The organism is Amycolatopsis sp. NPDC059021 (assembly GCF_042739895.1).
Taxonomy (GTDB): Bacteria; Actinomycetota; Actinomycetes; order Mycobacteriales; family Pseudonocardiaceae; genus Amycolatopsis.
Map to the genome: position 1 here is coordinate 1 of NZ_JBHYIQ010000023.1, position 25512 is coordinate 25512.

Sequence of the window (25512 nt, forward strand, 5' to 3'; positions counted from 1 at the left end):
ACCCCCCGCCCCCCCCGATCGCACCTTGTCTGGTGGGATCTTTTTTGTTTCTAAGACACAGCGCTCGGTTGGGGACGTTGATCGTCCCCAACGGAGCATTCGCGACAAGGGCGGGCGCCCGGCCGCTGCCGGGCCGATGTCCCGAACGACGCGTTCGGGACGTTCAACGTCGCCAACGACGCGTTCGGGACGTCGTCGCGGCGGGCCCGGCTTCGCGCACCGAAGTACACAAAGGACGGTCAGGGGGTCACCAGGGGCCGCCGAGGGAGTTGTGCAGCGGGACGGTGATCTGCTTGAGCCAGGTGCGGGTGGTGAAGTCGCGGGCCTTGATGACGACCGAGCGCGGCGAGACCTCGATCTGGAGCCCCTGGTTGAACGCGCCGCCGAGCGACACCTCACCACCCTTGCCGTCGTCCATCCAGCCGACCTGCACGGCGGCGGTGTTGACCACGGTGAAGCCTTCGAGGTTGCCGGTACCGGGGACGACGCGGCGGACCACCCAGTCGGACAGGTTGAGGTCCCAGTGCGTGTGCCCGGAGAACAGGAACACGTCCGGGTAACGGCCGAGGATCGAGAGCAGGCGGTCGGGCTGCAGGTAGTCGGACAGGTAGAGCTTGTTGTGGGTACCGGAAACGGTGTTCGGCAGCGGGTGGTGGGTCAGCACCATCACCGGCTTGCGCCGGTTCGACCAGTAGCGCAAGCGCTGTTCCAGCCAGGTGAACTGCTGGTCGCTGATCCAGACCTCGTCCCAGAGCTTCGGGTCGTGATACTTCGCGTAGCGCTCGGTGCCGAGACACAGCACCGGGATGCCGCCGAACGACGACTCGCTGTAGATCGTGTTGCGCCCGGCGAAGCGGAAGAAGCTGCGGAACAGCGAATCCTCGGTCGTGCCGTTGGGCCAGGTCTCCTGGGCGAGTGTGTCCGGGTTCCGCCACTTCGGCACGTAGAACTCGTGGTTGCCGATCGCCCACGCGACCTCGCGCGGATGCCGGTGCTTGTCGAGCGTCTCGCGGACCTGGGCGTACTCGAAGTCGTAGCCGCGCGGGGTGATGTCCCCCGCGATACCGAGGCCCGCGCTGCCCGGGTTGATCGCGTTCAGATCGTCGAGCGCGCGGCCGAAGTCGGCGAGGTCACCCTGGATGTCGCTGAGGATGTTGAACCGCACGACCGGCCCGGACGGCCCCCACCCCGGCTGCGCCTCCGCCTGACCGGGAACCAGCACGGTCCCCGCCGCGGCGGCACCGGCGGCCGCCATGAACGCTCTGCGATCCATCTTCCGAACTCCTCACGTCTGAACGTCGTTCGTGAACGTAAGCGAGTGATCCCGAGCGGACATGACCTACGGTTGTCGCACACATGTACGGAAGCCGAACATCCTTTCGTGGCGCCGCGGATGCCGTCAAGGCCACCTTATGGGCGTCAGACGCCCGCAAGGTGGCCTTAACGGCACGAGAGTCCTTTGTGGATACAGTGAACGTGTGCGGCGGCGGCACGGCTGCGGGAAAGTGAACGAGAAATACCGCTGCGGACTGTGAAACTGCAGGTCAGCAAGTATCGTCCCCGCTCACGCGGGGCTGGCCCCGACCAGGACGAGCTTCGGCCCGCCGTGGCGTTATCGTCCCCGTGCACACGCGGGGCTGTTCCTCAGTGCGCCGGATCGTCGGGGTTCGTCGTGTCGTCTTCCTCGCGCGTGCGGGGGCGTCAAGTCCCCCGGGCGGGCGAGGCCGGTCAGCGGCCGGAAAGCATTGTGGCGCCGAGGAAATCGTCGCCCACGGCGCCTGGCAGGACGAAGTAGTAGCCGCCGCCGAACGGCAGCAGGTACTTCTCCAGCGCCTCACCGGCCAGCCGCCGCTGGATGGTGGCGAAGCCCAGCTCCACATCCCGCTGGAAGCACACGAAGATCTGGCCACTGTCGGCGGCGGAACGCCGGTAGGAGTGACTGCGGCGCAGGATCTGCCGTGCGTCGTCACCCGGCGTCCGCGGGTTCGCGCGGCGGATGTGGGCGTCGAGGGCGATCACCCGGCCCCCGGGGTCGTTCGCGTAGTCGGGTTTCTCGTACAGCCTGGCCTGCCCGAGCGGCGCTCCGCTGTCTTTGCTCCTGCCGAAAACCCGTTCCTGGGTCGCCACCGGCTCGGCGTCCCAGATCGGCATGGCGAGCCGGATGAGGCGCACGACCTGGTAGCTCCCGCCCGCGCACCAGGCGGGTTCGTCGTCACCGGGCTGGACCCACACGTGCTGGTCCATCAGGCGGGCGTCGGCCGCCTCAGGATTGCCCGCGCCTTCCCGGAAGCCGAACAGGTTGCGCGCTTCACCGCCGGGGTGGAAGCCGGACAGGCGCCAGCGCGGGGTGACGCCCGGAATCTCCCGCGCCAGCGCCGTGGTGATCGGCTCCTCGGTGTCCGCGCTCACCTGGACGAGCAGATCTCCGTGGCACCACTGGGAATCCAGGACGTCGTTGCGGAAGGACGGCATAGGAGCGAGCCGCCGCGGGCGATCGAGGCCGAACCGTCCGTCGAACAGCGAGGCTCCCACCGCGATGGTCGCGGTCACCCCGGCCATCGGCGCGCTCAGGGCCCGCAACACCGCAGCGAGTCCGTCCCTGTCCCGCGCCGTCACGTCGAAGGCCACCAGCTCCGTCCTGGCCAACGCCGGGTCTACCACCCCGCCCTGATGAGGCAGGGCGGGGGACGGCGACGGAGGGGGTACGTGCGGGCCCGCGCATCCGGCGAGGCCCGCCACGCCCACGGCGGCCAGGAACGACCGCCTGCCCCAGGCTTTCCCTCCTGTCACGGCGACCGGACCAGCCCGACCGAAAGCGACCCCGTTCCCGCGGCGTCCGGATCGATGAGCACCACGTAACTGCCCGCCGCCGGCAACGCCGGGAGGTCGTACGGGTTCAGGTCGGGCTTGTAGGCCCTGTCGACCAGCTTGGTCCCGTCCGGTTTGAGGACGGTCAGGGTGAAGACCTTGTTCGCGAACGTGCTGCCGCTGAAGGTCAATCGCAGCTTGTCGCCTGCCACACCGGTGAAGGCGACCTGACCCTCCTGCCCCGCACGGGGCACCGACACGGTGGCCGCGCCGCCGACGGCGATGGTGCCCGCGTCGGCGGGAGCGGACAATGTCAGCGTGACCGTGCCGGTGACGTTCTTGGTCGGGCTCACCAAGATCTCATAGGCGCCGGTCACCGGAAGCACCTCGAACGCGTACCGGTCCGCGCCGGTGGTGTAGGTCCCGTAACTCAGCATCGTCCCGTCCGGTTGGTAGACCCGGACGAAGTGGCTGTCGAAGCCCGCCGTCGCGTTGGTGACACCGAGGCTCAGCCGCTGACCGGCCGTACCGTCGAACCTCAGCCGGGTGTGCTGCCCGACGCGGCCGACCGTGATCGGCTTGGCCGCACCGCCCACGGCGATGGGACCCGCCACGATCTCCTCGGACAGCGTGGCCTTGAGCGTCCCGGTGTCCGCGCCGCCGCTGTTCACGACCAGTTCGTGCGCGCCGGTCTGCTTGAGTGCCGGGACGATCGCGCCACCACCGTAGGTCTCGGCTCCCAGCGAAACCCCGTCCGGCCCGAGGACGTCCGCTCTGGGGAAGCCGAACTGCCAGGACAGGTCGGTGAACGCCACACCGAGCCGCTGCCCTGCCGTGCCGTCGAACCTCAGCCGCGCGTACTGCCCTGGCCTGCTCAGCGTCAGTGCCTTGGCAGGCCCGGAGGCGGTGATGTCCCCGGCATCCGCTTCGGTCGACAGCCACAGCTTCCCACCGCCGGTGCTTTCCCCGAAGTAGGCGCCGACGACCGCCCGGTACCTGCCGGGTGCCGCGGCGCGGAACCGGACGGGTGAGCCGGGATAGAGGACCAGCGGGTTCCCGATCCTGGCACCGTTCTGGTCGAACACGTGCACGGTCAGGTACTGGGTGCTCGGCTGATCGGTGACACCGAGGTCGTACCAGGTGTTCTGCGCGGCGTCGAAGGACAGGTCCACGGACTGGCCCGATCTGGCCATGCTGTACGGGAATCCTTGTGCCGCCGGGTCGGTCGTCCCGACGAGGCTCTTCGCGAGCTGCACGGTGACCGCACCGGTTCCCGCGGCATCCGGATCGATGAACACCTGATACGACCCGGTCGTCTTCAGTGCCGGTATCGGGATGTACCGGCTGGTCGCCGGGCCCGTGTACGACGGGCCGTTGTTGTTCTCGACCGTGAACGAGCGGCCTGCCGGGTCGACGACCCACACCTTCGCGAAGGTCGTGACGGCGTTCGACGGGATGCCGAGGCCGAGCTTGTCGCCCGCCGTGCCGTCGAACCGCAGCCGGAGCGCCTTGTCGACCGGGATGGTCTGGGTGACGGCCGCGCCGTCGGCGACCAGGGTGCCGCCGTCGAGGAGATCCGTCGCCGAAGCCACGGTGAACGTGTAGGTGGTGGGCGCGGACGGGGCACCGCCGTCGATGGCGCGGACGGTCAGCGTCCGGCGGCCCGCCGCGTTCGGCGTGAGGGCGACGGAAACCTCTCCGGTGCCCGCGACCTCGGCCGGCTGCGCGTCGGTGTCGAGCTGGTACGAGTACTTCTTGACCGCCTGCGCGCTCCCCGGTTTGAAGGTGAACGCGCCGGTCAGTCCCGCGCCGCCGCTGGGACGTCCGTCCGCGGGATAGTCGTAGGAGGACACCACCGGAGCCGCGGGCGGTGGCACGTCGGCGACCACGAAGTCGTACGGCACCGGCGCGGAGGGCTCACCGACGGCGTTGAACGCGCGCACCGTCAGCGTCCGGCGCCCGGCCGTGTTCGGGGTGATGGTGACCGACGCCTCGCCGTTCGTCGCGGTCACTTCCTTCGGCTGCGCTTCGCCGTCCAGCTGGTACGAGTACTTCGCGACCGGCACCGAGCTACCCGGCTTGAAGACGAACGTGCCGCCGACGCCGACACCGCCGTGTGGCTGGTTGTCGGCGGGGTACACCGCCGAGGACACCACGGGCAGCGCGACCGCGGGCTCGGCCAGCACCAGGTTCCAGCCCACCAACGCGCCCTCGTCGAAGCCGAAGTTGTCCCGTACCACCAGTTTCCAGACGCCATTAGCGTCCTTTGTGGACATATCGGTGAGCGGGTAGGTCTGGTCGAGGTTGGCCGTGCCGTCGGCGCCGTCGGCCTCCTTCAGCACCCGCTCGGAGCCGTCGGGTGCGACGAGACGGACCGAGAGGTCACCGCGTGCCGGATGTTCGGCCCGCACCCGCACTTTCGCCGTCGACGCCACCTTCCTCGGGCACGCGGTCAGCTCGATCGTGCTCGTGACGCTGCCCAGGTCGGGAATGGACTGCCGGGAGTCGTTCGCGCCCGAACAGACCATCTGCGGCGGCACGCCGGTGTAGAGCATCTTGTTCGGTGAGCCGGTTTTCAGCGTGTCCTGCTTCAGCACGCCGACCGTGGCCCTGCCGAGCAGTGCGTTCGTCACCTCGGCAGGAGTCAGATTCGGCGACTGCGACAGCAGCAGCGCGGCGGCGCCCGCCACGTGCGGGGACGCCATCGACGTGCCGCGGAGGATCACCGTCGCGGTGTCGGTGGCGTTGTGCGCCGACTTGATCGCCTCCCCCGGGGCGAACAAATCGAGGCAGGGACCGTAGTTCGACGCGTTGACGATCGAGCTGCCCGGGTCCTTCCAGTCCCGAGCCCGCTCGTCGACCGGGTTGCTCGCGCCGACGGTGATCGCCTCCGGCAGGGCGGCGGGGCTGGCGTTGCAGGCGTCCCGGTCGTCGTTCCCGGCGGACACCACGTAGGTGAGGCCGGCGGCGATGGAGTTCTTGACCGCGAGTTCCTGTGCCGCGGACTTCCCGCCGCCCAGGCTCATGTTGACCACCGCGGGCCGCTGCGCGTGCTGGGTGATCCAGTCTACGCCCGCGATGATCTGGCTGGTCGCACCGACGTTCTCACAGCTCAGCACACGTACGGAGACGAGTTTGACCTTCTTCGCCACGCCGTAGGTCGCACCGCCCACGGTGCCCGCGACGTGCGTGCCGTGCCCGAACGTGCTGCAGTCCTGGCCGTTCCAGCCGTCGCCGATGGCGTCGAAGCCGACGCTGGCGCGGCCCTCGAACTCGGCGTGGGACGTCCGGACCCCGGTGTCCATGATGTACGCGGTCACCCCGGCGCCCGCGCCGTCCGGGTAGGTGTACGTGTCGTCCAGCACGGTGCTTCGCTGGTCGACCCGGTCCAGGTTCCACGGCGGCGTGGTCTGCGTACCGGTGGTCCGCATGAGCGCGTCGGCCTCGACCCGGTCGACGTTCGGGTCGGCGGCCAGCCGCTTCGCCTGCTCCTCCGACGCCGAAAGCGTGAACCCGGTCAGCGCCGCCTGATAGGTGCGCTCGACCTTGCCGCCGTACTTGCCCGCGAGCGAACTCGCGCTCGCGGCGGCCGCGAGCCCTGGCCGCGCCTTGAGCGAGACGATGTAGCGGCCCTCGATCACCTTGGCGTCCGCCGGTTTGTGCACCTGGCCTTCCGCGGCCTGTGCCGTCCCGGCGGAGAACACGGGAACCCCCGCCGCGACGACCAGTGCCGCCCCCGCGACGAGCCACCGTCGCGTTCTTGCCCACGCACGCATATTCACGCCCCCAGCTACGCGGACGTCCGTCCGCACCGACCGTGCATCACTCTGTGGTGAGGCGAATCCTCACCCGTTGCGCTTCCTCGGGGTTGTCCAGCCAGATCCGCAGGCGAGCGGGCCCTCGCGGCACCGGGTAGTGGCGGCGGAAGTCCTCGCCGACGATGTCCGCCACCTCGATCCCGTCGTCCAGGACCCGGAGGACGCCGTCGAACACGCAGGTTCCCTCGTCCTCGCCGTCGTCGAGCGATACGCCGACGTCCACCGGCCCGATGTCCCCGTGCACGACGGTGACCACCACGCATTCCTCATGGCTGTCCACCGGCGAGCCCTCGGGGTCCTTTTCGGGGATGCCGATGGTCGAGCCCACCGATTCGATCCTGAGCAGACCCCAGGGAACGCCGACACCGAATTGGTCCATTGCTGTTCATTCCTCACCCGGACGACGCCGTGTGCCTGAGCACCCGTGAGCCGCTCCCCGGTTTCGTGGAATTCCACGAACTTCCCACGTGTTCAGCGTCCAGCCTCGCTCGGCCCGATGTCGGAGTGACGCAGACTGAGCCGCAGTTGCCCGTTGGCGTCGTACCGCAACGTCACACCGTCGACCTCGCTCCCGACCGGAGGATAGTCCCCCATCCCGTTTATCTGGCGGTCATCGGAAATGACAGCCACGTCGACGAACGCCAGCACCGGCGGATCCGGCGGCATGAGCCGTACCTCCAGCCCGTAGGAATGGTGCTCGGCCACCACACCGCGTACCTTGCGGCCGATCGGCACGTCCTCACTCATCGATACGTCACCCACTCCCTGCCACGGGTCAGCTCGTTGAAACGGGGAATGAGATCGACGGGTATCTGGTATTCATAGGCGCCGGCCCCACCCTCCACATAGCGATAGCGATACTGAGCGAACTCCGCTTCGAATTCCGGCCCCATATCGTAACGAATGTAGCCGTTCTCGTGCGAACCGACGGTCGGCTTGGCGAGGCTCCTGGCGGCCCCTTCGGAGCCGACGTAGGCGCTGCGGTCGCCTATCTGGTGGTTCCCCTGGATCAACCCGTTCTCCAACTCGTCCGGGCCGTTGCCCCGCTGCGGCGTCCGGTAGACGTAATTGGGCTTCGTGCCCATCGGGTCGGTGAGCTTCGTCGGCTTGTTGCCGACATAGCCGTACAGGTTGATCCCGCCGTCGAACCCGATCGGGTCCTCGCTGAGGAACCGTTGCAGGCCGGGGCTGTAGTACCGGGCGCGGTTGTAGTACAGCCCGGTGCCGTCGTCCTCGCGCCCGGTGTACCGGTACGCGTTGCCGCCGTCGTTCCCGGTGACGTAGGTCCGGCCGAACGGTTCGTAGGTGTACGACGCGCCCGCGCCGGTGTTGTCGACCAGGCCGACGGCGCTGCCCAGCGCGTCGGTCAGGAAGCGGCGCGTCGTGCCGCCCGACTCGCGGAGCTGGAACCCGTCCACGCCCGCCGACGTCATGGTCGCGGTGACCGCACCGTTCACCTTCTCCTGTACCGGATTCACGCCGTCGTACAGGTAGTTGGTGGTGACGCCGTTGATCGTGCGGCCCTGCCGCTTGCCGTCGGCCGCGTAGTCGAACCTGGCCGTCATGCCCGGCGCGGTCTGGCCGGACAGCTGCCCGCGGGCGTTCCACGTGTAGGTGGCCGTCCCGTCGGAGATCAGGTTGCCGTCCGGGTCGTAACTGACCGGGGTGGCACCGACACTGCGGATCCGGTTCGCCTTGTCGTAGCTGGCGTCCCCGAACGCCTCGGGCAGCATCGCGCGGGAGTAGCTTCCGCGTGTCCTCGTCGGCTGGCCCGCCGCGTCGTAGTCGTAGGCGAGATCGCCGAGGACGTTCTGCCCCGAACGGTAGGTGATCGACTTGACCTCGCCCGCGTCGTCGTAGGCGTAGGTCTGCGACAACCCGTCACCGGGCGCGCCGACCCGCTCCGCGCGGCCCACCGCGTCACGGCTCACGGTGGTCACCGCGCTGCCGCCCTGCTGCACCTCGGACAGCGCGCCCACGGCGTCGTAGACGTGCCGGACCGGGGCCCGGCCGGGCACGGTCATGGTCCGGTCCCGCGACGTCGGGCTGTAGTCGTAGGACACGCTGCCGTGCGTGGTGGTTTCCGCCTTGACCCGGTCGAGGCCGTCGTAGTCGATCGTCGCGACGCCCGCGGCCGAGTCCTCGGTGCGCTTCAGCCGGTTGCCGAGGTCGTAGCCGAACTTGGTGCTGCTCTCGGTCCCGAACCGGCTCTCCTGGCGCCGGTCCAGCTCGTCGTAGTCGTGTTCGGTGACGATGCCACGCCTGCTGGTGTGCTTCCTCTGGTTGCCGTTGGCGTCGTACTCCGCCAGCTCGAACTTGCCGAGCGGGTCGGTGACCTTGGCGACGTGGTCCATCGCGTCGTAGTCGAAGACGGTCTGCCCGTCGCGGGCGTCGGTGACCTTGGTGCGGTTGCCGTTGGCGTCGTACTCGTAGGACACCTTGCGGCCGAGCGGATCGGTCACCGAGGCGACCTGTCCCGCCGCGGTGTAGGCGGTTTCGGAGATCGCGCCCCGCGGGTCGGTGGCCAGCACCGGCTTGCCGAGGGCGTCGAACGCCGTCGTCGAGACCCGGCCCAGCTGATCGGTGCCGCGAATCGGATCCACACCGGCGTAGTCCGTCGTGGTGAACTTGCCCGCCGGATCGGTGACCTTGGTGACCAGGCCCTTCTCGTTGGTCTTGTAGGTCGTCTTCCGGTTCGCCGGATCGGTCACCGATTCGACCGCGCCACGCGCGTCGAGCCCGTACACCGTGTCCTTGTTGTAGATGTCGGTGTACTTGGTCAGCTCGGCGTGCGGGCCGTTGCGCTCCCACTTCTCGGTGCGCGCGTCCGGCGTCCCCGCCAGCACGGTCTGTTCCTTGAGCTGGCCGTTGGCGTCGTAGACGTAGGTCGTCCTGCGCTGCAACGGATCGATCATCGCCTTGCGGCGCACGCCGTCCGCTTCGTACTCGTTCGTCGTGGTGGCCGCGAGCGCGGTACCGAACGCCTTGGTGTCGGTGAGCACCGACCCCTTGTCGTTGAACGTGAACCGCCGGACGTGCCCGCGTGGATCGGTGATCCGGGTTTCGACGATCGCGTCGCCGGAGTCGACGTAGTCGAACTTCGTGACCCCGTTGTCGGCGGCGGTCTGCGTCTTGACCCTGCCCTTGTCGTCGTACTCGTTGAGCAGGTACCGGGTGTTCCGGCCGTCGGTGATGGACTTGAGCAGGCCCTTGTCCCAGGTGTAGCGGGTGATTCCGCCCCGGACGTCGGTCACCGTCTCCAGGTGGCCCGTGGCGTCGTAGGTGTAGCCGACGCGCCTGCCGAGATTGTCCTCAATGGACTTGACGCGCGGCGGGTTCGCCTCGTCGTAGGTGAACTTCACCCAGCGGCCGTTCGGCGAGGTGATCTGGGTGACCGGCCCGTTCGCGCGGACCTTGCCGTCGGTGCCCGGCGGCGCGGTGGCCCGGGTGAGGGTGGTGGTGTTGCCGAACTTGTCGCGGATCTCCTGCAGCGGCGCCTCTTCGCCGATCACCATCACGGTGCCGTCGCGCAGGGTGACGTCCCAGCCGCTGTCGATCCAGCGCACCACGGAGCCGTCGAACTTCGTCGGCGTCGGGTCGGCCTTGAACACCGCGCCCGCGTAGTCCTTGCCCGGCGAGGTCCGCCGGTAGTGGATCCGGCTGCCGTCCGGCTGCACCAGGTCGAACTCCTGGAAGGTGAACTGCCCGATGACGCCGGGCGACCAGGGGTACAGGCCGTAGTTGAAGCTGGTGCCGACGCCGAACGCGCGGATGTCGGTGTCGCCCTGCTGATAGGTGCGCTTGATCTCGATCGGGGCGATGTCGTCGACGACCATGTCCGTGGTCTCGTCGACCAGCAGACCGGTGGACGGGTCGACCGGGTCGCCGACACGGGCGCCGTTGGGCCGTGGCGCGATCCTCGGCGGGTTCATCCCCGGCACCGCGGTCATCGCGCCGGTGAGCCGGTAGAACTTGACGTTCCCGTCGGGGACGATCTGCTTGCCGTCCGGCGAAACGGTGCCGTAGCCGTAGATGTGCCAGCCCTGACCGTCCGGGTCGTAGTTCCAGAACTGCGTCCGGGTGCCCGGCGCCTCCTTGGTGTAGTTCGGGTAGACGATCGTGGCGCCCTCGGGGAACAGGTAGCTGCCGCCGGGCTGGACGGTGAAGTACACCGGGACCTTGGTCGGGGGCAACGGGAACGGGGGCCGGTCGATCGGGATCGGGGTGAGGCTCAGCTCGGTCACCACGGTGCCGTCGGCGTCGCGGACGACGCTGCCCGCCGGGAGCCGCACCTCGAGGCCGGGGATGGCCTTGGTGGTGAGCACGGTCTCGCCGGTGGTCGGGCTCGGGACGTGCACCGTGGCAGCGGTGTCGATCTCCGGCAGGAACACCGTGTAGGGCAGGACGAGCATCTGTCCCGCGTGGGTGTCCACGCCGATGTCGAACGCGCCGAACGCGCGGCCGGTGGCGTTCGCGCGGCCGTCGACGCGCAGGACGACGTGCCCGTCCGGCAGCCCGGTGAGCGCGAACTTGCCCTGGTCGTCGGTGACGACGCGCTGTCCGCCGACGCTGACGGCGACCCCGGCCAGCGCCTGCCCCGACGTCGCGGCGATCTTGCCGACGACGCCGGTGAACCCGACGGCGAACTGCAGCGGACGGTCCCGGGCGGGCACCGGTTCGTAGCGCGTGTTCCAGTCCGTGCCGCCGAGGTTGGCGGCGTCCGGCTGCCAGCCACCGGCCGGCGCGCAGGTGGACGGGGACGGCGGCGCGGGCGCGGGTTCCGGTGCGGCCGGGGGCTGCGCGGAACCCTGTGGAACCGGAGAGCCCTTGGCGGGCTGCGGACGCGGCTCGGCCGGGACGCACTTCGGCGTGACCGGTTTCGGCGGATCGATGCGCGTGCTCTGCGCGAGCACCGCCGCCGCGGCGGGCTTGCTGATCGCGACGGTCATCGAACCGGTGACTCCGCCGGCCGGGTCGAACACGAGCGTGTAGATGCCGGTCGCCTTGAGCGGGGACAGCTTGAAGCGGTCGTACGACATCCACGAGTGCCGCGGCGAAACCGTGCCGTCCGGCGCGATCAGGCTGTAGTAGGCCCCGTAGTTGTTCGGGAAAGTGCGGGTGATGTCCAGCTGCAGGACGTCGTTCGCGGTGCCGTCGAAGGTCACCTTCCCGTTCTGCCCTGTCCTGGCGATGGTGATCGTCCTGGCCGGGCCGCCGATGTCGGCCTTGCCGCCGTCGGCTTCCCCGGACAACGCGATCCCCAGGTCACCGGTGGCGGGCCCGCTCGACTCGTCGAGCGGTTCGAGGAGGATCCGGTAGTCACCGGTCACCGGCAGCGTGGTGAGGTCGAGCGCGTTGGGCAGGTTGAACGTCTGCGGGCCGTCGAGCGTGCCACCGTCCGGCTTGAGCACCTTCACCTTGAGGAACGGGATGTTCGACGAGGTGAAGCCGAGGCTGAGCCGTTGCCCCGCCTGCCCGGTGAACTTGCCGGCCACGGTCTGGCCGGTGACGGAGATCGCCGGGTTCGGGATCGGCCCGTCGATCGCGAGCTGACCGAGGTCGAGCGGTTCCGACGCCGCGATCGTGACGCTGCCCGTCGTGGCGTAGCCCGGATCGAGGTGGATGCGGTACTTCCCGGTCTCCGGCAGCGCGGGGATGTCCAGCTTGCCGTCGATCGAGCTGGTCACCAGCCTGCCACCGGTGGGCTGGTAGACCCGCATGGTGAGGGTGCCGGGCAGGCTCTTGTCCCGCGTCTGCAGGTGCAGCGGGCGATCCTTGACACCGTCGTAGTCGAACCACACCTCGCGGCCGGGCCGGTCGATGGTGACCTTGGTGTGCGCGTTGATCGGCAGCTTGCCCGCTTCCGTCCCGGAAGTCAGCCAGCCTCGCGCGGCGCCGACGGCCTCCCAGCCGCTCATGAACAGGTTGTGCTCGCCGTTCTTGCGGACCGGGATGTTGCGGATCTCCTGCGTACCGTTCCGCAGCTCGACCTGGTTCTCGTCGGGCTCGACGAGGATGCCGCTGGGATAGCCGGGCCTTCCGTTCTCCCGCAACGTGTTCTCGGTGGTGGCGAACCGCAGCGGCTTGCCCGCGACCCCGGTGAACGGCAGCCGGACGGACTGGCCTGGCCGGTTGATCTTCATCAGCGTGCCGGGCCCGTCGACGGCCAGCGCGCCCGGTTCGAGCACGCTGGACAGCCACACCTTGCCCGCGCCGAGTTCCTCGGGCCCGAACGTCACGCCGACCTTGTAGGTGCCGGTCGTCTTCGCCCGGAACACCATCGTCGGGGTGTACGTGGTCAGCGACGCCTTCCAGGTGCCGCCGCCATGGCCGTCGGGGTAGGTGACCAGCACGTCGAAGGTGTTGGCGGGCATGCTCAGATCGGTCAGGCCGAAGCTCAGCCATTCGCCCGCCGTCGCGGTGAAGGTCATCTCCGCGCGCTGTTGCGGCACGGTGACGGTGAACGGGACGCCGGTGCCGTCGCGGGTCAGCTTGTCGCCGGTCAGTTCGTGCGACGCGGTGATCCGTACCTTCCCGGACGCGGTGTCGTCCGGCGCGACGACGATGGAGTACGTGCCGTTGGCGCCGAACACCGGGATGTCCTGCCGCAGCGTGCTGCCCGCCCACAGGTCGAGCGGGTCACCCATGGTGCGGCGGGCGAAATCGCCGCCGTGCGGGGTGAACATCCACATCGCCGAACGGACCGGGATGGTGTTGTTCTCCAGGTCGAGGTGCACCCGCTCGCCGGCCTTGCCGTCGATCAGGACCACCGCGTCCTTGCCGGCCGGGATGTCGAGCTCCAGCGGCTTGCCGAGTTCGATCCGGCCGCCGTACACCAGCTTGTCGATCACGAAACCCCGTGGTGCCACGAGGAAATCGCCGCCGCTGGTGGCCGTGCCGCCCGGGGTGCGGACGGTGATCCGGCCGGACGACGCCGCGGCGGGTACCTCCACGGTCAGGCTGGTGGTGCCCGCCTGCTTGACCCGCGCGGTGGTCTGGTGGAACAGCACCACGTTGCGTGCCGGATCGGGATCGAACCCGGTGCCGGTGATCGTGACGGTGTCGCCCGAGTTGGCGCGGTCGGTGGAAACCCCGGTCACCGTCGGCGCGGGAACGCCCCGGCTGACGACGAACGGGCTGCGCGCGGCCGCCGTCTTGCCGTTGGCGGTCACCTTCACCGCGCCCGCGCCGGTGCCCGCGGGGACCACCACGGTGAGCCGGTTCGCCGAGGCGGCGGTGACCTGCGCGGCGATCCCGTCGAAGGTCACCTTGTTGTCCGCGGGCTGGGCCGCGAAACCGGTTCCGCTGATCTCGACGGTGCTGCCGATCGGGCCGCGTGCCGGGACCATGGCGAAGATCGACGCGGTGTCCGTGCGGTACCGGTCGGTGGCTTCGAGGTTGCCCGCGGCGTCGTACCGGTAGGCGGCCGCCTCGCCGGAGTTGTTGGTGACACCGGCGAGTTGCCCTGCGGCGTCGTAGAAGTAGTCGCGCGGGCCGGCGGGCGCGCCGACCACGAAGACGTACTTCGCCGGTGCGGACTGCACACCGGACGCGGCGACCTTGGCCCAGACGGTCAGCGTGCGCTGCCCGGAGCGGACCGGGGTGAGGCTGATCGTCGCCGTGCCGGTGCCCGCCGGGACCTCGGTGGCCGCGGCGTCGGTGTCGAGCTGGTACCGCAGCACGTCCGCCGCGACGGCACCCTGAGAGCGCAGCGTGAACGTCCCGGCCTGGCCGAGGCTGCCGTGCGGCTGCCCGTCCGCCGGATAGTCGGTCGACGAGACGAGTGGCACGTCCGGGGTCGGCGCCGCACCGGCGACGACGAAGGTGTACGTCGTGGGCGTGGACGCCGAGCCGGCGCTGCCGATCGCCCACACGACCAGCGTGTGTGTGCCGCCGGTCGGCGGGGTGATCCGCGCCTGGACGTCACCGGTGCCGGGGACGTCGGTCGTCGTGCCGTCGTCCAGCTTCCAGCGATACCCCGAGATCGGCGTGGTTCCGTTGGCACGGAAGGTGAACGTGCCCTCGCGACCGGCGTCGCCGTGCGGCTGCCCGTCGGCCGGATAGTCCACAGAGGACACAGCGGGGGCGTCCGGCGGAGCCAGCGGGGCGACCTCGAACCGGTAGTCGGTCGGCGCGGACACCGCGCCCGCGCCGGTGAATGTCCGCACGGTCAGCGTCTGCGGCCCCGCCGTGGTGGGCGTGATCTTCACCAGCACCTTGCCGGTGCCCGCCACGTCGGTGGTCGGACCGCCGTTCAGCTGCCAGCGGTATCCCGCGATCGCCGTCGATCCGGTGGGCCGGAAGGTGAACGCGCCCTCCTTGCCGGGCGCGCCGTACGGGGCGCCGCCCGAGGGGTAGTCGAGCGAAAGCACCTGCGGCGCGCCGGGCCCGCCGGGCGGGTCGGCCACCACGAAGGTGTAGGTCGCCGGGGCCGAGATCGTGTTCTCCGCGCCGAGTGCCCGGACGGTCAACGTGTGCTGGCCCGGCGTACGCGGGGTCGCCTTGATCTGCACCTCACCGCTGCCCGCGACGTCCGCGGGCCCGCCGTCGTCGAGCTGCCACCGGTATCCGGTGACCGGGACCGCGCTGGACGGCTTGAGGACGAAGATCCCTTCCCTGCCCGGCTCACCGTGCGGCTGTCCGTCCGCGGGATAGTCCGAAGAGGACACCGTCGGTGCCGCGGGCGGCTGAGCCGGTGCCGCGACCACGAAGGCGTAAGTGGACGGCTGCGAGGCCAGGCCACCGGCGGTGAACGCGCGAACGGTCAGCGTCCGGTTGCCCGCCGCACCCGGGGTCACGGTCACCGAGGTGTCCCCGGCCGCCGCGACCTCGGTCGGCTGCGCGTCGGTGTCCAGCTGGTACACGTACTTCGCGACCGGCACCGTGTCGCCCGGCTTCAGCACGAACGTGCCCGGTCTGCCCACGCCGCCGTGGGGCTGCCCGTCGGCCGGATAGTCAGGAGAGGACACCAGTGGTTTGGCGGGCGGCACCGGGGCGGGCGTGCCCGGCCCCGCGGCGAACAGGCTCGGCCGCGGCACTTCGGCGCCGACGGCGAAATGGCCGTGCCATTGGGCACCGGCGCCGAAGCGGGCGCCGTCCGAGACGCCGACGTAGGCCTTCGCGTCGGTGCCGCGCGTGAACGTGGCGACGTCGAACTTGCCGTCCCCGGTGAAGTCCCCGATGCCGGGCAGTTCGCTGCCCGGCGCGAAGTTCGCGTTCCACTGCCGGGGCGCGCCGAACGCGGTCCCGCCGGAAAGCGCGGCGGTCACCTGGCCGTTCGTGAACGAAAGGATGTCGTCCTTGCCATCTCCGTCGATGTCGCCGACACCGGCCCGGTTCGCGTCGGGCGCGAAGTTGTCGTGCCACTTCTCGGCGGTGGGCGCGAACTTCGTGCCGTCGGACCGCGCCACGTAGACGTCGGCCGCCTCGCCGCCGGTGAACACGACGATGTCGTCCTTGCCGTCGCCGTCCACGTCGCCGACCGCGGGCATTTCGGTGCCGAGGGCCAGCGAGCTGTGCCACCGCACCGACGGCAGGAACTTCGTCCCGTCCGACAGCGCCACGTAGACAGCGCCGTTGCCGCCCCGGGTGAACGTCGCGATGTCGTCCTTGCCGTCGCCGTTGAAGTCGCCGACCAGCGGGATTTCCTCACCCGCCGCGAAATAGTCGTGCCATCGCCCTGCGGTCGGCGAGAACTTGGTCCCGTCGGACAGCGCGACGTAGACCTTCGCGTCTGTTCCCCGTGTGAACGTCGCGATATCGGCCTTACCGTCGCCGTTGAAATCACCGGTCAGCGGAATTTCGTTCTGCAGCGCGAAATGGTCGTGCCATTTCCAGCCGTCCTGAACGAACTTCGTGCCGTCGGAAAGCGAAACGTAGACCGCTGCCGTGTCCCCGCGGGTGAAGGTGATGATGTCGTCTTTGCCGTCACCGTTGAAGTCGGTCTTCGTCTTCTTGTGCCGCGACGGTTCGGCGACGACGAAGGAGTAGGTGGTCGCCGGCGACGACACTCCGGTCGCGTCGAGCGCGCGCACCGTCAACGTCCTGGTGCCCGACGCGGCGGGCGTCAGGTTCACCGAAATCTGGCCGGTCGCCGCGACTTCGGTCGGCTTCGCGTCGGAATCGAGCTGGTAGACGAACTTGCTGATCGGCGCGGTGCTGCCCGGTTTGAACGTGAACGAGCCCGCCTTGCCCGCGCCGCCGTGCGGCTGCCCGTCGGCCGGATAGTCCGAAGAGGACACCACAGGAGCGGCGGGCGGGGCGGGCGGACTGCCCAGATAGGACACCGCGAGTGTGGGACGCAGCAACGGTTCCGTGGCCTCGTCGGACAGGAACAGCACGCGCTGTGCCGCGCCCGCCTCGTCGCGGAGCTTGACCTGGAACCCGTTGTTGGTGGCCGGGTTGTCCACCCAGCCCTGGACCATGCCCGCGTTTTCCCAGATGTGCCAGGTCGGTTTGTCGGGGACGCCGGAGACGAAGTCGGCCCTGGCCGCGATGTCACCACCGGGGACGGACCACGCCGTGGCCGCCGACGCCCGGTTCCACGTAGCTTCGTTCTCCACGAACGGTTTCGTGAGCGGGTGCCCGTCGAAGGTCGCGCCGGCGCCGTTCGCATAGAAGCCCCAGAGCGAAACGTCGGCGTCCACGATCCTGGTGCCCGCCGGGATCGAGGTCAGGCCGTCGAATTTCACGACCGCCCGCGTCTTGCCGAAGGTACCGCTGTTGTTGCCCACCTGCAGCCATGGCTGGCCGGTCAGCACGTTCAGGTTCGTGTTCGGCTGGTTCGCGGCGAGGGTGGTGTCCGCGCCCGCCCGGAAGATCTGCCGGACCTGGCCCGCCTTGGGCGTCCTGGTCAGCTGTGTGGCACTCGGGACGAGCTGGCCGTCGCGGGTCTTCACGACGATCATGTAGTAGTACGCGTTCCACCCGAGGTCCGGCGCGCTGTCCGGGGTGACCGGGGCGGTGGTGTCGACGAAGCGGGTCGCCTGCGCCCCCACCGAGGTGATCAGCGTCGCCGACGACGGCGTGAAGACCTGCGAAACCGAGCGGTGCACCTGGTATTCGACGATGTCGTCGTTCGCGTTGGCGGGATCGGGATCGGTGTAGGGCGCCCAGTTCAGTTCCGCGCCGGTGGCGTAGGCCTTCGTGATCGTCTGGAGCACCGCGCCCGGACGTCCATAGGTCAGGACCAGCTTCGGGAACGTCGCCGTGTCACCGTTGTAGACGAACTCGGCCGCGTGGTGGACAGCGCCGCCGCGCTTGAGCGTCTCGTCGGTCGCCTTGACCAGGAGGCCGTGGTTCGGCGCCGAGCCGGAAACCCATGACTGGGCGATGTTGCGGACGTCCCATTCGGACCAGACCTGGGAAACGTTGGCGCGCTTGACCGCGGCCGAAAGCCCCGCCTCGGCGAACGCGGCGTTGGCGTTGTTCCAGGTGACGGTGTTCTGCGCCCACGGGCTGGTGATCCGGCGCGCCTCCATGGTGACGTCGTTCGCGCCGGTGTACAGCTCGTTGTCGTAGTACATCCGCAGTTTCGCGGACGTCAGGCTGGTGCCGGCCGGCACCACCGACATGTCGAACTTGACGAGGCTGCGCGCGATGCCCGAGTCGTCGGTGCCCACCGAAAGCCGGTAGTCCGCGCCGTCGTTGCGGTCCGGGCTGTCCGACCAGATCTGGCTGTCCTGCCCCGAGTTCGACGTCGGCTCGACCCGGATGGTCGGGTCGATCACCACGGGATACTTCCGCTGCGGGGCGGCCAGCCATTCCCGGTCCGCGCGCACCACCACGGTGATCGTTTCACCGTGCTGTTCCACGGTTTGCGAAACCTTGTCGCTCCACGACTTTCCGTGCGGCGACTTGGCGTCGTCGGCGGAATCGGTCATGAACGGACGCGGCATCACGTACAAGGGCGGCCCGTCCGCGAGCCCGGGGGCGGAAGCGAAGAAAGCGATCGAACCGTCGGGCCGCGGTTGCGCGACGACACCGTCCGCACGCAGGGTGAACCGGTACGTCCCGTCCTTCGGCGGCGCCGCCAGGACGATCTTCTCCTTGAGCGAATCCGCCGTGACCTGATAACGCAGTTCGGCGCCGTCCACGGCATTCGGATAACTGACCGAATCCCGTTCCGCCTTCGGTTCGAGTTGCCGGGCGGGGCCGTCGAGTCCCATTTCGACCCGGGTGCCGTTCAGGGCGAACCGGGCGAGCCGATCGGTCCGGTCACCGAAAGAACTGGTGAACGCATTGGTGTCGTTACCGAACCGATAGCCGTCCGTGGCCCGCGCGCGCACCGTCGTGTCTATCGGCTGCCAGCCGCCCTTGGCATCGCGGAAATGCTGGGGTTGAGCGGAAACCTCGGCCTCGTACTGTCCGTTGGACAGCTCGTAAACGCGCATCGCCGACGCTCGGCGATCAGCCAGCTCCCGTACCCGGGTCGGCGGTCCCGTCGGTTTCTGTGCCTGCGCCGACGCCGTGTTTTCCTTGCCACGAGGCAAAGGCGCCGACGCGGGAAGGCCGAGAGAAACGACGGCGAACACCATCGCCAATACCAGAAGGCGTGAGAGCACAACGAAACGACGCGGCACGCGCACTGTTCCCCCCAGGTCACGGCGAGCGGACGCCGTTCCCCCAGGCAGGATGGACGAGCCGCTCGTGCTGGGATGAGCTTAGCCAGCGCCGGACTGTCCGATATAGAGCCAAACAGACGATCTTAGGAGTGTTCGGACAGACCAGACGTGGTCACCGCGTATCGACGGCGGACTTGAGGCAGTCCAGCATCGCCGCCCGCGCCTGTTCGCCGTGGCCGTCCGGCGCCTTCCCGCCCGCCGTCCCGTCCACGAACGCCTTGGTCTCGGCCGGGGTGGCGTACCGCAGATACCAGTCGGCGAGGCAGCCGGCGGTCTGGTCCGAGGTCCCCCGCGTCTGCGGGTCCGCCTTGATCTTGGCGATGATCTCGTCCCGCGCCGGCGGACGGTCCCCGGAGCAGGCGGTAAGCGCTCCCAGCAACACTGCGGCCGTCAGGCCGCGAGCAAGGCGAGTCATGGCGGTCAGCGTAAGGGCCGGGACCCGCCCGCGGAATACCCCAGCCACCACACCGGCCCCGTTCGTCCATAAAGGACGTCAGCCGGGCGGCGACCGGAAAGCGCGGCGCACCGGCCGGCGTTCCGCTCATGAAGACCGTTGTCATCGGCGTGACCGAAGCCACCGCGGATCCCGGCGAGCACCCCACCCCTCAAAGAAAGCGACCCACCTCACACACAGTGAGAGACGTCGCCCGGGAGTGGCGACGGGAACCCGGTTATCGTGGGGTTCGTTGGAATACCCGAGAGGGTTATCGCAGGTCAGTGAGGACAGGGATGGACACGGCGCAGGACGAGCAGGCGGTCGGCGCCGAGCTTTCGTATCCCCGCTTTCTCCTGGTGTACAAGTTCGCCATCGAGGAGCTGATGACGAAGCTGCGCATCCTGAGCGAGGAGTTCGACTTCGTCCACCGGCATGACCCGATCGAGCACATCACCAGCCGGGTCAAGCGGCCGGAGGCGATCCAGGACAAGCGGCGCCGCCGGGGCATCCCCGCCGACCTGTCCGCCATCGCCGAACACCTCGACGACATCGCGGGCGTGCGGGTGATCTGCCCCTTCATCTCCGACGTGTACCGCGTCGCGGAGATGCTCATCGCACAGGACGACGTGGAGCTCCTGCGCCGGAAGGACTACATCGCGAACCCGAAGCCCAACGGGTACCGCAGCCTGCACCTGATCGTGCGCATCCCGGTGTTCCTCTCCGACCGGGTCGAGAAGGTGAAGGTCGAGCTCCAGTTCCGCACCATCGCGATGGACTTCTGGGCGACCCTGGAGCACAAGCTGTTCTACAAGTACGACGACCGGGTCCCCGCGGACTTCGCCGAGGAGCTCGCCAGCACCGCGACGATGTCCGCGCAGCTCGACGCCCGGATGGAGGCGCTGCACGAACGGCTGCGCTGAACGCCGCCCCGATGTCCTTTGTGGACTTCGGCACCGGGAGGGCATCCTTGCCGGACGCGGGCGCCGGATACTGTCTACATCGCCGGGATTTGTTCGGTACCGCTGTAACCATCTTCCCCGGTAGCGCGATGTAGGGCCTATCTCCGGAGACCAGGAGGTCCGCATGAGCACTCGCGGCAAGTGGCGGGGATTGGCGATCACCTACGGCGTCGTGGCCGGTATCCAGGGCTATCTGGCGGCCACCACCAGCGTGACGTGGGCCGTGGTCGTCGCGTCGGCCTGCGGGCTGATCGCGATCATGTGCGGCGTCACCGCTTGGCGCGTGACAGCGAAGGGCCGTTCGTCCCGCACCATGAAACAGGACTCACGGCCGATCGCGCCACCGGCGTCCCCGGTACGGAACAACCACCGGTAGGACAACCGGCGGCCGTCACGCACGCATGCTCCACAATGGACGGTGACCGCGCGCTCAGGCGATCCGCGCGCGGTCACTGTCGTTGCCGGAAAGGAACAAGGCCAGTGCCTGCCCCTGCTCGGCGACACCGGCGCGTTCGGCACGGGAGAAGCGCCGCAGCGGGGTGACGCTCACGGTGTCCGCCTCGACGCTCCAGGTCGCGGCGACCCGGCCATCGACGAGGACGACGCGTTCACCGGCGACCGACAGGCCGCGGTGCTCGTCGTCGATGATCCGGCCGCGGTCCTGATAACCGAGGATCGCGTTGTCGAACGCCGGCAGGAACCGCACCGGCGCGGGCGTCGCGGGGTCGGGGCGGGGCGCGCCCGGCAGGTCCAGCAGTTCCCGGCCACGCTCGTCGCGGAAGGAAACCAGTTCTTCGCGGATCGCGGACACCGCCGCGGGCAGCCCGGCGAGTCCGCACCAGGCACGCAGATCCGCCGACGCCGCCGGGCCGAACGCGGCCAGATAACGCCGGACCAGCGTCTGGCCGACCGGGTCGGAACCATCCGGGGACAGCGGGTCGATCTCGCGCCCCAGCCACGAAGAAAGCAGGAGGTAGCGCACTCCCGCCTTGGTGCGCCACAGCCCGCGCGGCGGCAACTGCACCACCGGCAGGAGGGCGGCGATCAGCAGTTCGCCCAGTGCCCGATGTCCCGGCGCGGGCCAGCGGTCGGCGAGTGCCCGCGCGAGCTCACCCATCGAGCGGGGCTCGTCGTCGGCCAGTACCGCCCGGCCCGCCGCCGCGAGCTCGCCGAGGTTCACCCCGTCGAGCTCGCGGCGGTAGGTCCCGAGCACCCGTTGCCGCAGCATGGCGTCATGCCGGGCCCGCCAGGCCAGCGCGTCGCCCGCGGTGAGGAGATGGACCGTGCGGCGCATGAGATGCGTCCGCACCACCCGCCGCCCGGTCAGCAGATCGTCCAGTGCCGCCGGTTCGAAGGCACGCAGCCGGGACCACAGGCCGACGAACGGTTCCTGTGGCTCCTGCGCCTGCAGCCCGCACAGCTGCCCGACGGCGTCGGCCACCGGCAGATCGGCACGGTCGAGCAGCAGCTGCCTGGCGAGTGTCGCGCGGTTGAGCGCACGGGTGTCGAGAACGGGCACCGGTCAGCTCGACTTCTGCCCGTCGATGCTCTCGCGCAGGATTTCGGCGTGCCCGGCGTGCTGGGTGGTCTCGGCGATGACGTGCAGCAGGACCCGGCGCACACTCCACACCGTTCCCGCCTCGTGCCAGGGCGCGTCCGGCAGCGGATAGGTGACCGACAGGTCGGGCAGGGCGGCGATGACCTCCGCGCTGCGGGCGGCGACCTGCTCGTAGTGCTCGACGATCCCGGCCAGCGTCTCGCCGGGCAGCAGCTGGAAGCCGTTCTGGTGGTCGATCATCCACTGGGGGATCTCACGCGCGGTACCGGCCGCGATGTCCGCCCAGGTGACTCCCTCCGGCAGCTCGTAGTTCATCGCGCCGGGACCTTCCACCACGAACCGCAGCCACTGCGCTTCCATGGCCGCGACGTGCTTGACGAGTCCGCCCAGACACAGCGCGCTGACCGTCGGACGCTCCTTGGCCTGCTCGTCGCTGAGCCCGCGGGTGGTGTCGACCAGCGTCGAGCGCGCGGTCGCGAGGAGGGCGAGCAGGTCGGTCCGCTCGGCGTCGAGCGTCGGGGATGGCGAGGTGGTGGTCACGGTGTTCGGGCCCTTCGGGTTGTCGTTGTCCGGCACGAGACCACGATCGCAGGGATAGCGGCCAGGATGTGTCCGCTTCTCGGGGCAGAATGGAAGTCATGCCGAAAACCTCAGCACGGCTGCTCTCGCTGCTCTCGTTGCTGCAGGCGCGCCGGGACTGGCCGGGGACGCTACTGGCCGAGCGGCTCGACGTCAGCCCGCGCACGATACGCCGCGACGTCGACCGCCTGCGCGAACTCGGCTACCCCATAGTGGCCACCAAGGGCCCCGACGGCGGATACCGGCTCGATGCCGGCCGGGAGCTGCCGCCGCTGCTGTTCGACGACGACCAGGCCGTCGCCCTCGCCGTCGCGCTCCAGCTAGCCACGACCTCCGGCGCCGGCATCGAAGAAGCGGCGGCACGCGCGCTGAACACCATCCGGCAGGTCATGCCCGCGCGCCTGCGCCACCGCATCGACACGCTCCGCGTCACCGCCGTAGAACGGCCGACGAACCGGCCGAGTCCTCAGGTGGACAGCGCTGTGCTGATGGCACTCAGCGCGGCCGTCCACGCTCGCGAAGTCCTGCGCTTCGACTACGCCCCGGTGACTCTCCCTGGCGACGACGCCGACCGGCTGAACCCGCCGCGCCGGGCCGAGCCCCATCACCTCGTCACCTGGGGCGGGCGCTGGTACCTCGTCGCCTGGGATCTCGAGCGCGAGGACTGGCGCACCTTCCGCGCCGACCGGATCGTCCCGCGCACCCCCACCGGCCCCCGCTTCGCCCCGCGTGAACTCCCCGGCGGCGACGTGGCCGCGTTCGTGGCCGGCAGGTTCCAGGGCGCCGGCGACGCGAGTGGCTGGCCGTGCCGCGGCGAGGTCGTCCTCGATCTCCCCGCCGCGACCGTGTCCGGCTACACCCGCGACGGAATCGTCGAGGAACTGGGCCCCGATCGGTGCCGGCTCGTCCTCGGCTCGTGGTCGTGGCCGAGCCTGGCCGCCGGCCTCGGCAGGTTCGACGCCGACATCGAGGTCGTCGGCCCCGACGAACTCAAGGCCGCCTTCGCGCGTCTGGCCCGCCGCTACACCAAGGCCGCGAACGGCACCCCCGCCACGCCGTCCCCCGGCCCATGAGCTCGTATGTCCACAGTGGACAACCCGGGCACCGGGGCCGGCCGGTGCCGCCCCCTCGCGGCACCGGCACCCGGATCAGTGCCATGGCACCGCCAGCAGTGCCAGCACCAGGCACACCGGCCAGATCACGGCCAGCGGCAGGGCACTGCCCGCCGCGATGACGATCGCCCCGGCCACCGCCGCCGCCACGAGCCCGCCGGCGACCGAGAAGTAGCAGAGCCCCAACGGCCCGAAGACGACGGTCCAGAGCAGCGCCGCCCCCGCCGACTTGCCCGCCGGACGGTCGACGGGATACCGGCCGGGGCCGACCACCTCCCGGTCGGCGCCCTGGTACCAGCCGCCGGACACGAGTGGGGGATGCGGCGTGAAGGGCTTCGGGTAGATCCCGAACGACCGCGGCGTCGGCGTCATCGCCCCGTGTTCCTGACGCCCGTCCTCCGGCCGTCTCAGTACATTCTCGGCCCCACGCATGACATACCTCCCCGGTCACGGCGTAAGGCCTGGTGAAGTGGCCTGCCGCCTGGCACAATTGCAGGTTGCGGTCAGAGACTTTGGCTGTGTTGCCCACTGACGATGCTGGCGGTCCGGGGAAGCGAGCGATGCGTCAAATGGAACACGGGGCCAAACCGGGCCCTTCGGAACGGGAGGGGCCACGTGACGGGTTCCTCCGCCCTTGAGAACGGGGAACGCAGAGCCTGGTTCCGGCTGACGCAGCCGGAGCGGGCCGCCCTCACCTCCGCCGGGTACGTGAAGGTGTGGCGTCCCGGCCAGATCCTCGCCATGCAGGGCAGTCCGCCCGCCAGCATGTTCGTCGTGCTGCGCGGCTGGGTGAAGATCAGTGCCACCAACTATCGCGGCGACGACGCGCCGCTGGCCGCGCGCGGCCCCGCCGAGATCGTCGGGGAGCTGGCCCCGATCAGCGGCCTGCCGAGGGCCGCGACGATGTCGGCCATCGACGAGGTGCACACGCTGGTGGTGGCGAGGGAGAAATTCCTCGGGGTACTGCGTGCCTGGCCGCGCATAGCGGAGGAATTCCTCCGCTCGGCGGCGATCCGCCTCCAGGAGTCCGACCGGCTCCGGCTCGAATCCGGCGGGCCGGACTTTCCGCAACGCCTGGCCGCGGTGCTCCTGGAACTGTCCCTGCAGCACTCACCCGACGGAGACGGGAACAAGCAGGTCGATCTCCACTTCAACCAGGGCGAACTGGCGAGCTTCGCCCGGGTCTCCCGCAGCACTCTGGTCCGTGGCCTCGACGAACTCCGCAAGCTGGGCATCGTGCGCACCGCCCGGCAGCGCGTCACGATCGTGCGCCCGCACGCGCTGCGCGAACTGGCCGCCGGCCGCCCGCCTTCGCCGCGGGAGGACCGGTTTGATTGATACGCCGTCGTTGTGGGCATCTCGGTTATCCTGGGAAAACATCTGACTCTCGCAACCATTTGGTGGTAGAGGAGATCGGCACAATGAACTCGTTCTCGGCCGGCACCGAACCGGACATCGAATCCGCGTTGATCGACCTCGGCGCAGTCCCTTTCACAGCATTGCGAGAGCTGGACAGCGAGGCTTTCCACCATTCGGCGAAGCTTGTGGTGGAACACGCCCGGCACGTCCGTGTGCGTTACCGGAGCTCCGGCGCCGGGGGAGGTGAGCGGATCGATTGA

At 69.6% G+C, this 25512-nt stretch carries 15 protein-coding genes; 5 read left to right on the forward strand and 10 right to left on the reverse strand.

The window, feature by feature from the left end; genetic code table 11:
* Nucleotides 1-247: 247 nt before the first annotated feature.
* The 7 genes from ACFWX1_RS16135 to ACFWX1_RS16165 form a co-directional block, all read right to left on the reverse strand.
* Nucleotides 248-1273 (reverse strand): metallophosphoesterase family protein, encoded by a 1026-nt coding sequence (locus tag ACFWX1_RS16135; RefSeq protein WP_378387920.1) that lies wholly within the window; start codon nt 1271-1273, stop codon nt 248-250.
* Nucleotides 1274-1728: 455 nt separating this feature from the next.
* Nucleotides 1729-2790, reverse strand: coding sequence for a Dyp-type peroxidase (locus tag ACFWX1_RS16140; protein ID WP_378387922.1), 1062 nt, complete (start codon nt 2788-2790; stop codon nt 1729-1731).
* Nucleotides 2787-6584, reverse strand: coding sequence for a S8 family serine peptidase (locus ACFWX1_RS16145; protein WP_378387924.1), 3798 nt, complete (start codon nt 6582-6584; stop codon nt 2787-2789). The genes ACFWX1_RS16140 and ACFWX1_RS16145 overlap by 4 nt, the downstream gene beginning before the upstream one ends.
* 46 nt (nt 6585-6630) lie before the next feature.
* The gene (locus tag ACFWX1_RS16150; RefSeq protein WP_378387926.1) at nt 6631-7005 is read right to left on the reverse strand and encodes a hypothetical protein; all 375 of its coding nucleotides are present in this window, start codon (nt 7003-7005) and stop codon (nt 6631-6633) included.
* 92 nt (nt 7006-7097) lie between these two features.
* Nucleotides 7098-7373 carry a hypothetical protein gene (locus tag ACFWX1_RS16155; protein WP_378387928.1) on the reverse strand — a complete coding sequence of 92 codons (276 nt, stop codon included), beginning with the start codon at nt 7371-7373 and terminating at the stop codon, nt 7098-7100.
* The gene (locus tag ACFWX1_RS16160) at nt 7370-19018 is read right to left on the reverse strand and encodes a DNRLRE domain-containing protein (protein ID WP_378387930.1); all 11649 of its coding nucleotides are present in this window, start codon (nt 19016-19018) and stop codon (nt 7370-7372) included. The genes ACFWX1_RS16155 and ACFWX1_RS16160 overlap by 4 nt, the downstream gene beginning before the upstream one ends.
* A gap of 343 nt (nt 19019-19361) precedes the next feature.
* Complete coding sequence (locus tag ACFWX1_RS16165) at nt 19362-19664, reverse strand: hypothetical protein (protein WP_378387932.1); 303 nt, start codon at nt 19662-19664, stop codon at nt 19362-19364.
* A 314-nt stretch (nt 19665-19978) separates the two neighbouring features.
* Here ACFWX1_RS16165 and ACFWX1_RS16170 point away from each other — a divergent pair, with 314 nt between their 5' ends.
* Nucleotides 19979-20605: a GTP pyrophosphokinase family protein gene (locus ACFWX1_RS16170; protein WP_378387934.1), complete on the forward strand. Its 627-nt coding sequence runs from the start codon at nt 19979-19981 to the stop codon at nt 20603-20605.
* A gap of 163 nt (nt 20606-20768) precedes the next feature.
* Entirely contained in the window at nt 20769-21020 is a 252-nt protein-coding gene (locus ACFWX1_RS16175) for a hypothetical protein (RefSeq protein WP_378387936.1), read from the forward strand.
* A gap of 54 nt (nt 21021-21074) precedes the next feature.
* Here the strand turns inward: ACFWX1_RS16175 and ACFWX1_RS16180 are convergent, their stop codons facing one another.
* Both ACFWX1_RS16180 and ACFWX1_RS16185 read right to left on the reverse strand, forming a co-directional pair.
* Complete coding sequence (locus tag ACFWX1_RS16180) at nt 21075-22163, reverse strand: winged helix DNA-binding domain-containing protein (protein ID WP_378387938.1); 1089 nt, start codon at nt 22161-22163, stop codon at nt 21075-21077.
* A gap of 3 nt (nt 22164-22166) precedes the next feature.
* On the reverse strand, nt 22167-22742 hold the full coding sequence (locus tag ACFWX1_RS16185; protein WP_378388090.1) for a DinB family protein: 576 nt from the start codon (nt 22740-22742) through the stop codon (nt 22167-22169).
* Between the two features lie 98 nt (nt 22743-22840).
* On the opposite strand from ACFWX1_RS16185, the gene ACFWX1_RS16190 reads away from it, so the two are divergent.
* Nucleotides 22841-23854 (forward strand): helix-turn-helix transcriptional regulator, encoded by a 1014-nt coding sequence (locus tag ACFWX1_RS16190; RefSeq protein ID WP_378387940.1) that lies wholly within the window; start codon nt 22841-22843, stop codon nt 23852-23854.
* A gap of 75 nt (nt 23855-23929) precedes the next feature.
* On the opposite strand, the gene ACFWX1_RS16195 is transcribed toward ACFWX1_RS16190, so the two are convergent.
* On the reverse strand, nt 23930-24325 hold the full coding sequence (locus tag ACFWX1_RS16195; protein WP_378387942.1) for a hypothetical protein: 396 nt from the start codon (nt 24323-24325) through the stop codon (nt 23930-23932).
* A 234-nt stretch (nt 24326-24559) separates the two neighbouring features.
* Between ACFWX1_RS16195 and ACFWX1_RS16200 the strand changes: the two genes are divergently transcribed.
* Nucleotides 24560-25231, forward strand: coding sequence for a Crp/Fnr family transcriptional regulator (locus tag ACFWX1_RS16200; RefSeq protein WP_378388092.1), 672 nt, complete (start codon nt 24560-24562; stop codon nt 25229-25231).
* A gap of 62 nt (nt 25232-25293) precedes the next feature.
* Entirely contained in the window at nt 25294-25512 is a 219-nt protein-coding gene (locus ACFWX1_RS16205) for a hypothetical protein (protein WP_378387944.1), read from the forward strand.

Excerpts from the sequence above, each read along its gene's own strand:
- ACFWX1_RS16135 (WP_378387920.1), bottom strand. The coding sequence starts at position 1,273 with ATGGATCGCAGAGCGTTCATGGCGGCCGCCGGTGCCGCCGCGGCGGGG.
- ACFWX1_RS16145 (WP_378387924.1), bottom strand. The coding sequence starts at position 6,584 with ATGCGTGCGTGGGCAAGAACGCGACGGTGGCTCGTCGCGGGGGCGGCA.
- ACFWX1_RS16150 (WP_378387926.1), bottom strand. The coding sequence starts at position 7,005 with ATGGACCAATTCGGTGTCGGCGTTCCCTGGGGTCTGCTCAGGATCGAA.
- ACFWX1_RS16155 (WP_378387928.1), bottom strand. The coding sequence starts at position 7,373 with ATGAGTGAGGACGTGCCGATCGGCCGCAAGGTACGCGGTGTGGTGGCC.
- ACFWX1_RS16160 (WP_378387930.1), bottom strand. The coding sequence starts at position 19,018 with ATGCGCGTTTACGAGCTGTCCAACGGACAGTACGAGGCCGAGGTTTCC.
- ACFWX1_RS16165 (WP_378387932.1), bottom strand. The coding sequence starts at position 19,664 with ATGACTCGCCTTGCTCGCGGCCTGACGGCCGCAGTGTTGCTGGGAGCG.
- ACFWX1_RS16170 (WP_378387934.1), top strand. The coding sequence starts at position 19,979 with ATGGACACGGCGCAGGACGAGCAGGCGGTCGGCGCCGAGCTTTCGTAT.
- ACFWX1_RS16175 (WP_378387936.1), top strand. The coding sequence starts at position 20,769 with ATGAGCACTCGCGGCAAGTGGCGGGGATTGGCGATCACCTACGGCGTC.
- ACFWX1_RS16190 (WP_378387940.1), top strand. The coding sequence starts at position 22,841 with ATGCCGAAAACCTCAGCACGGCTGCTCTCGCTGCTCTCGTTGCTGCAG.
- ACFWX1_RS16195 (WP_378387942.1), bottom strand. The coding sequence starts at position 24,325 with ATGCGTGGGGCCGAGAATGTACTGAGACGGCCGGAGGACGGGCGTCAG.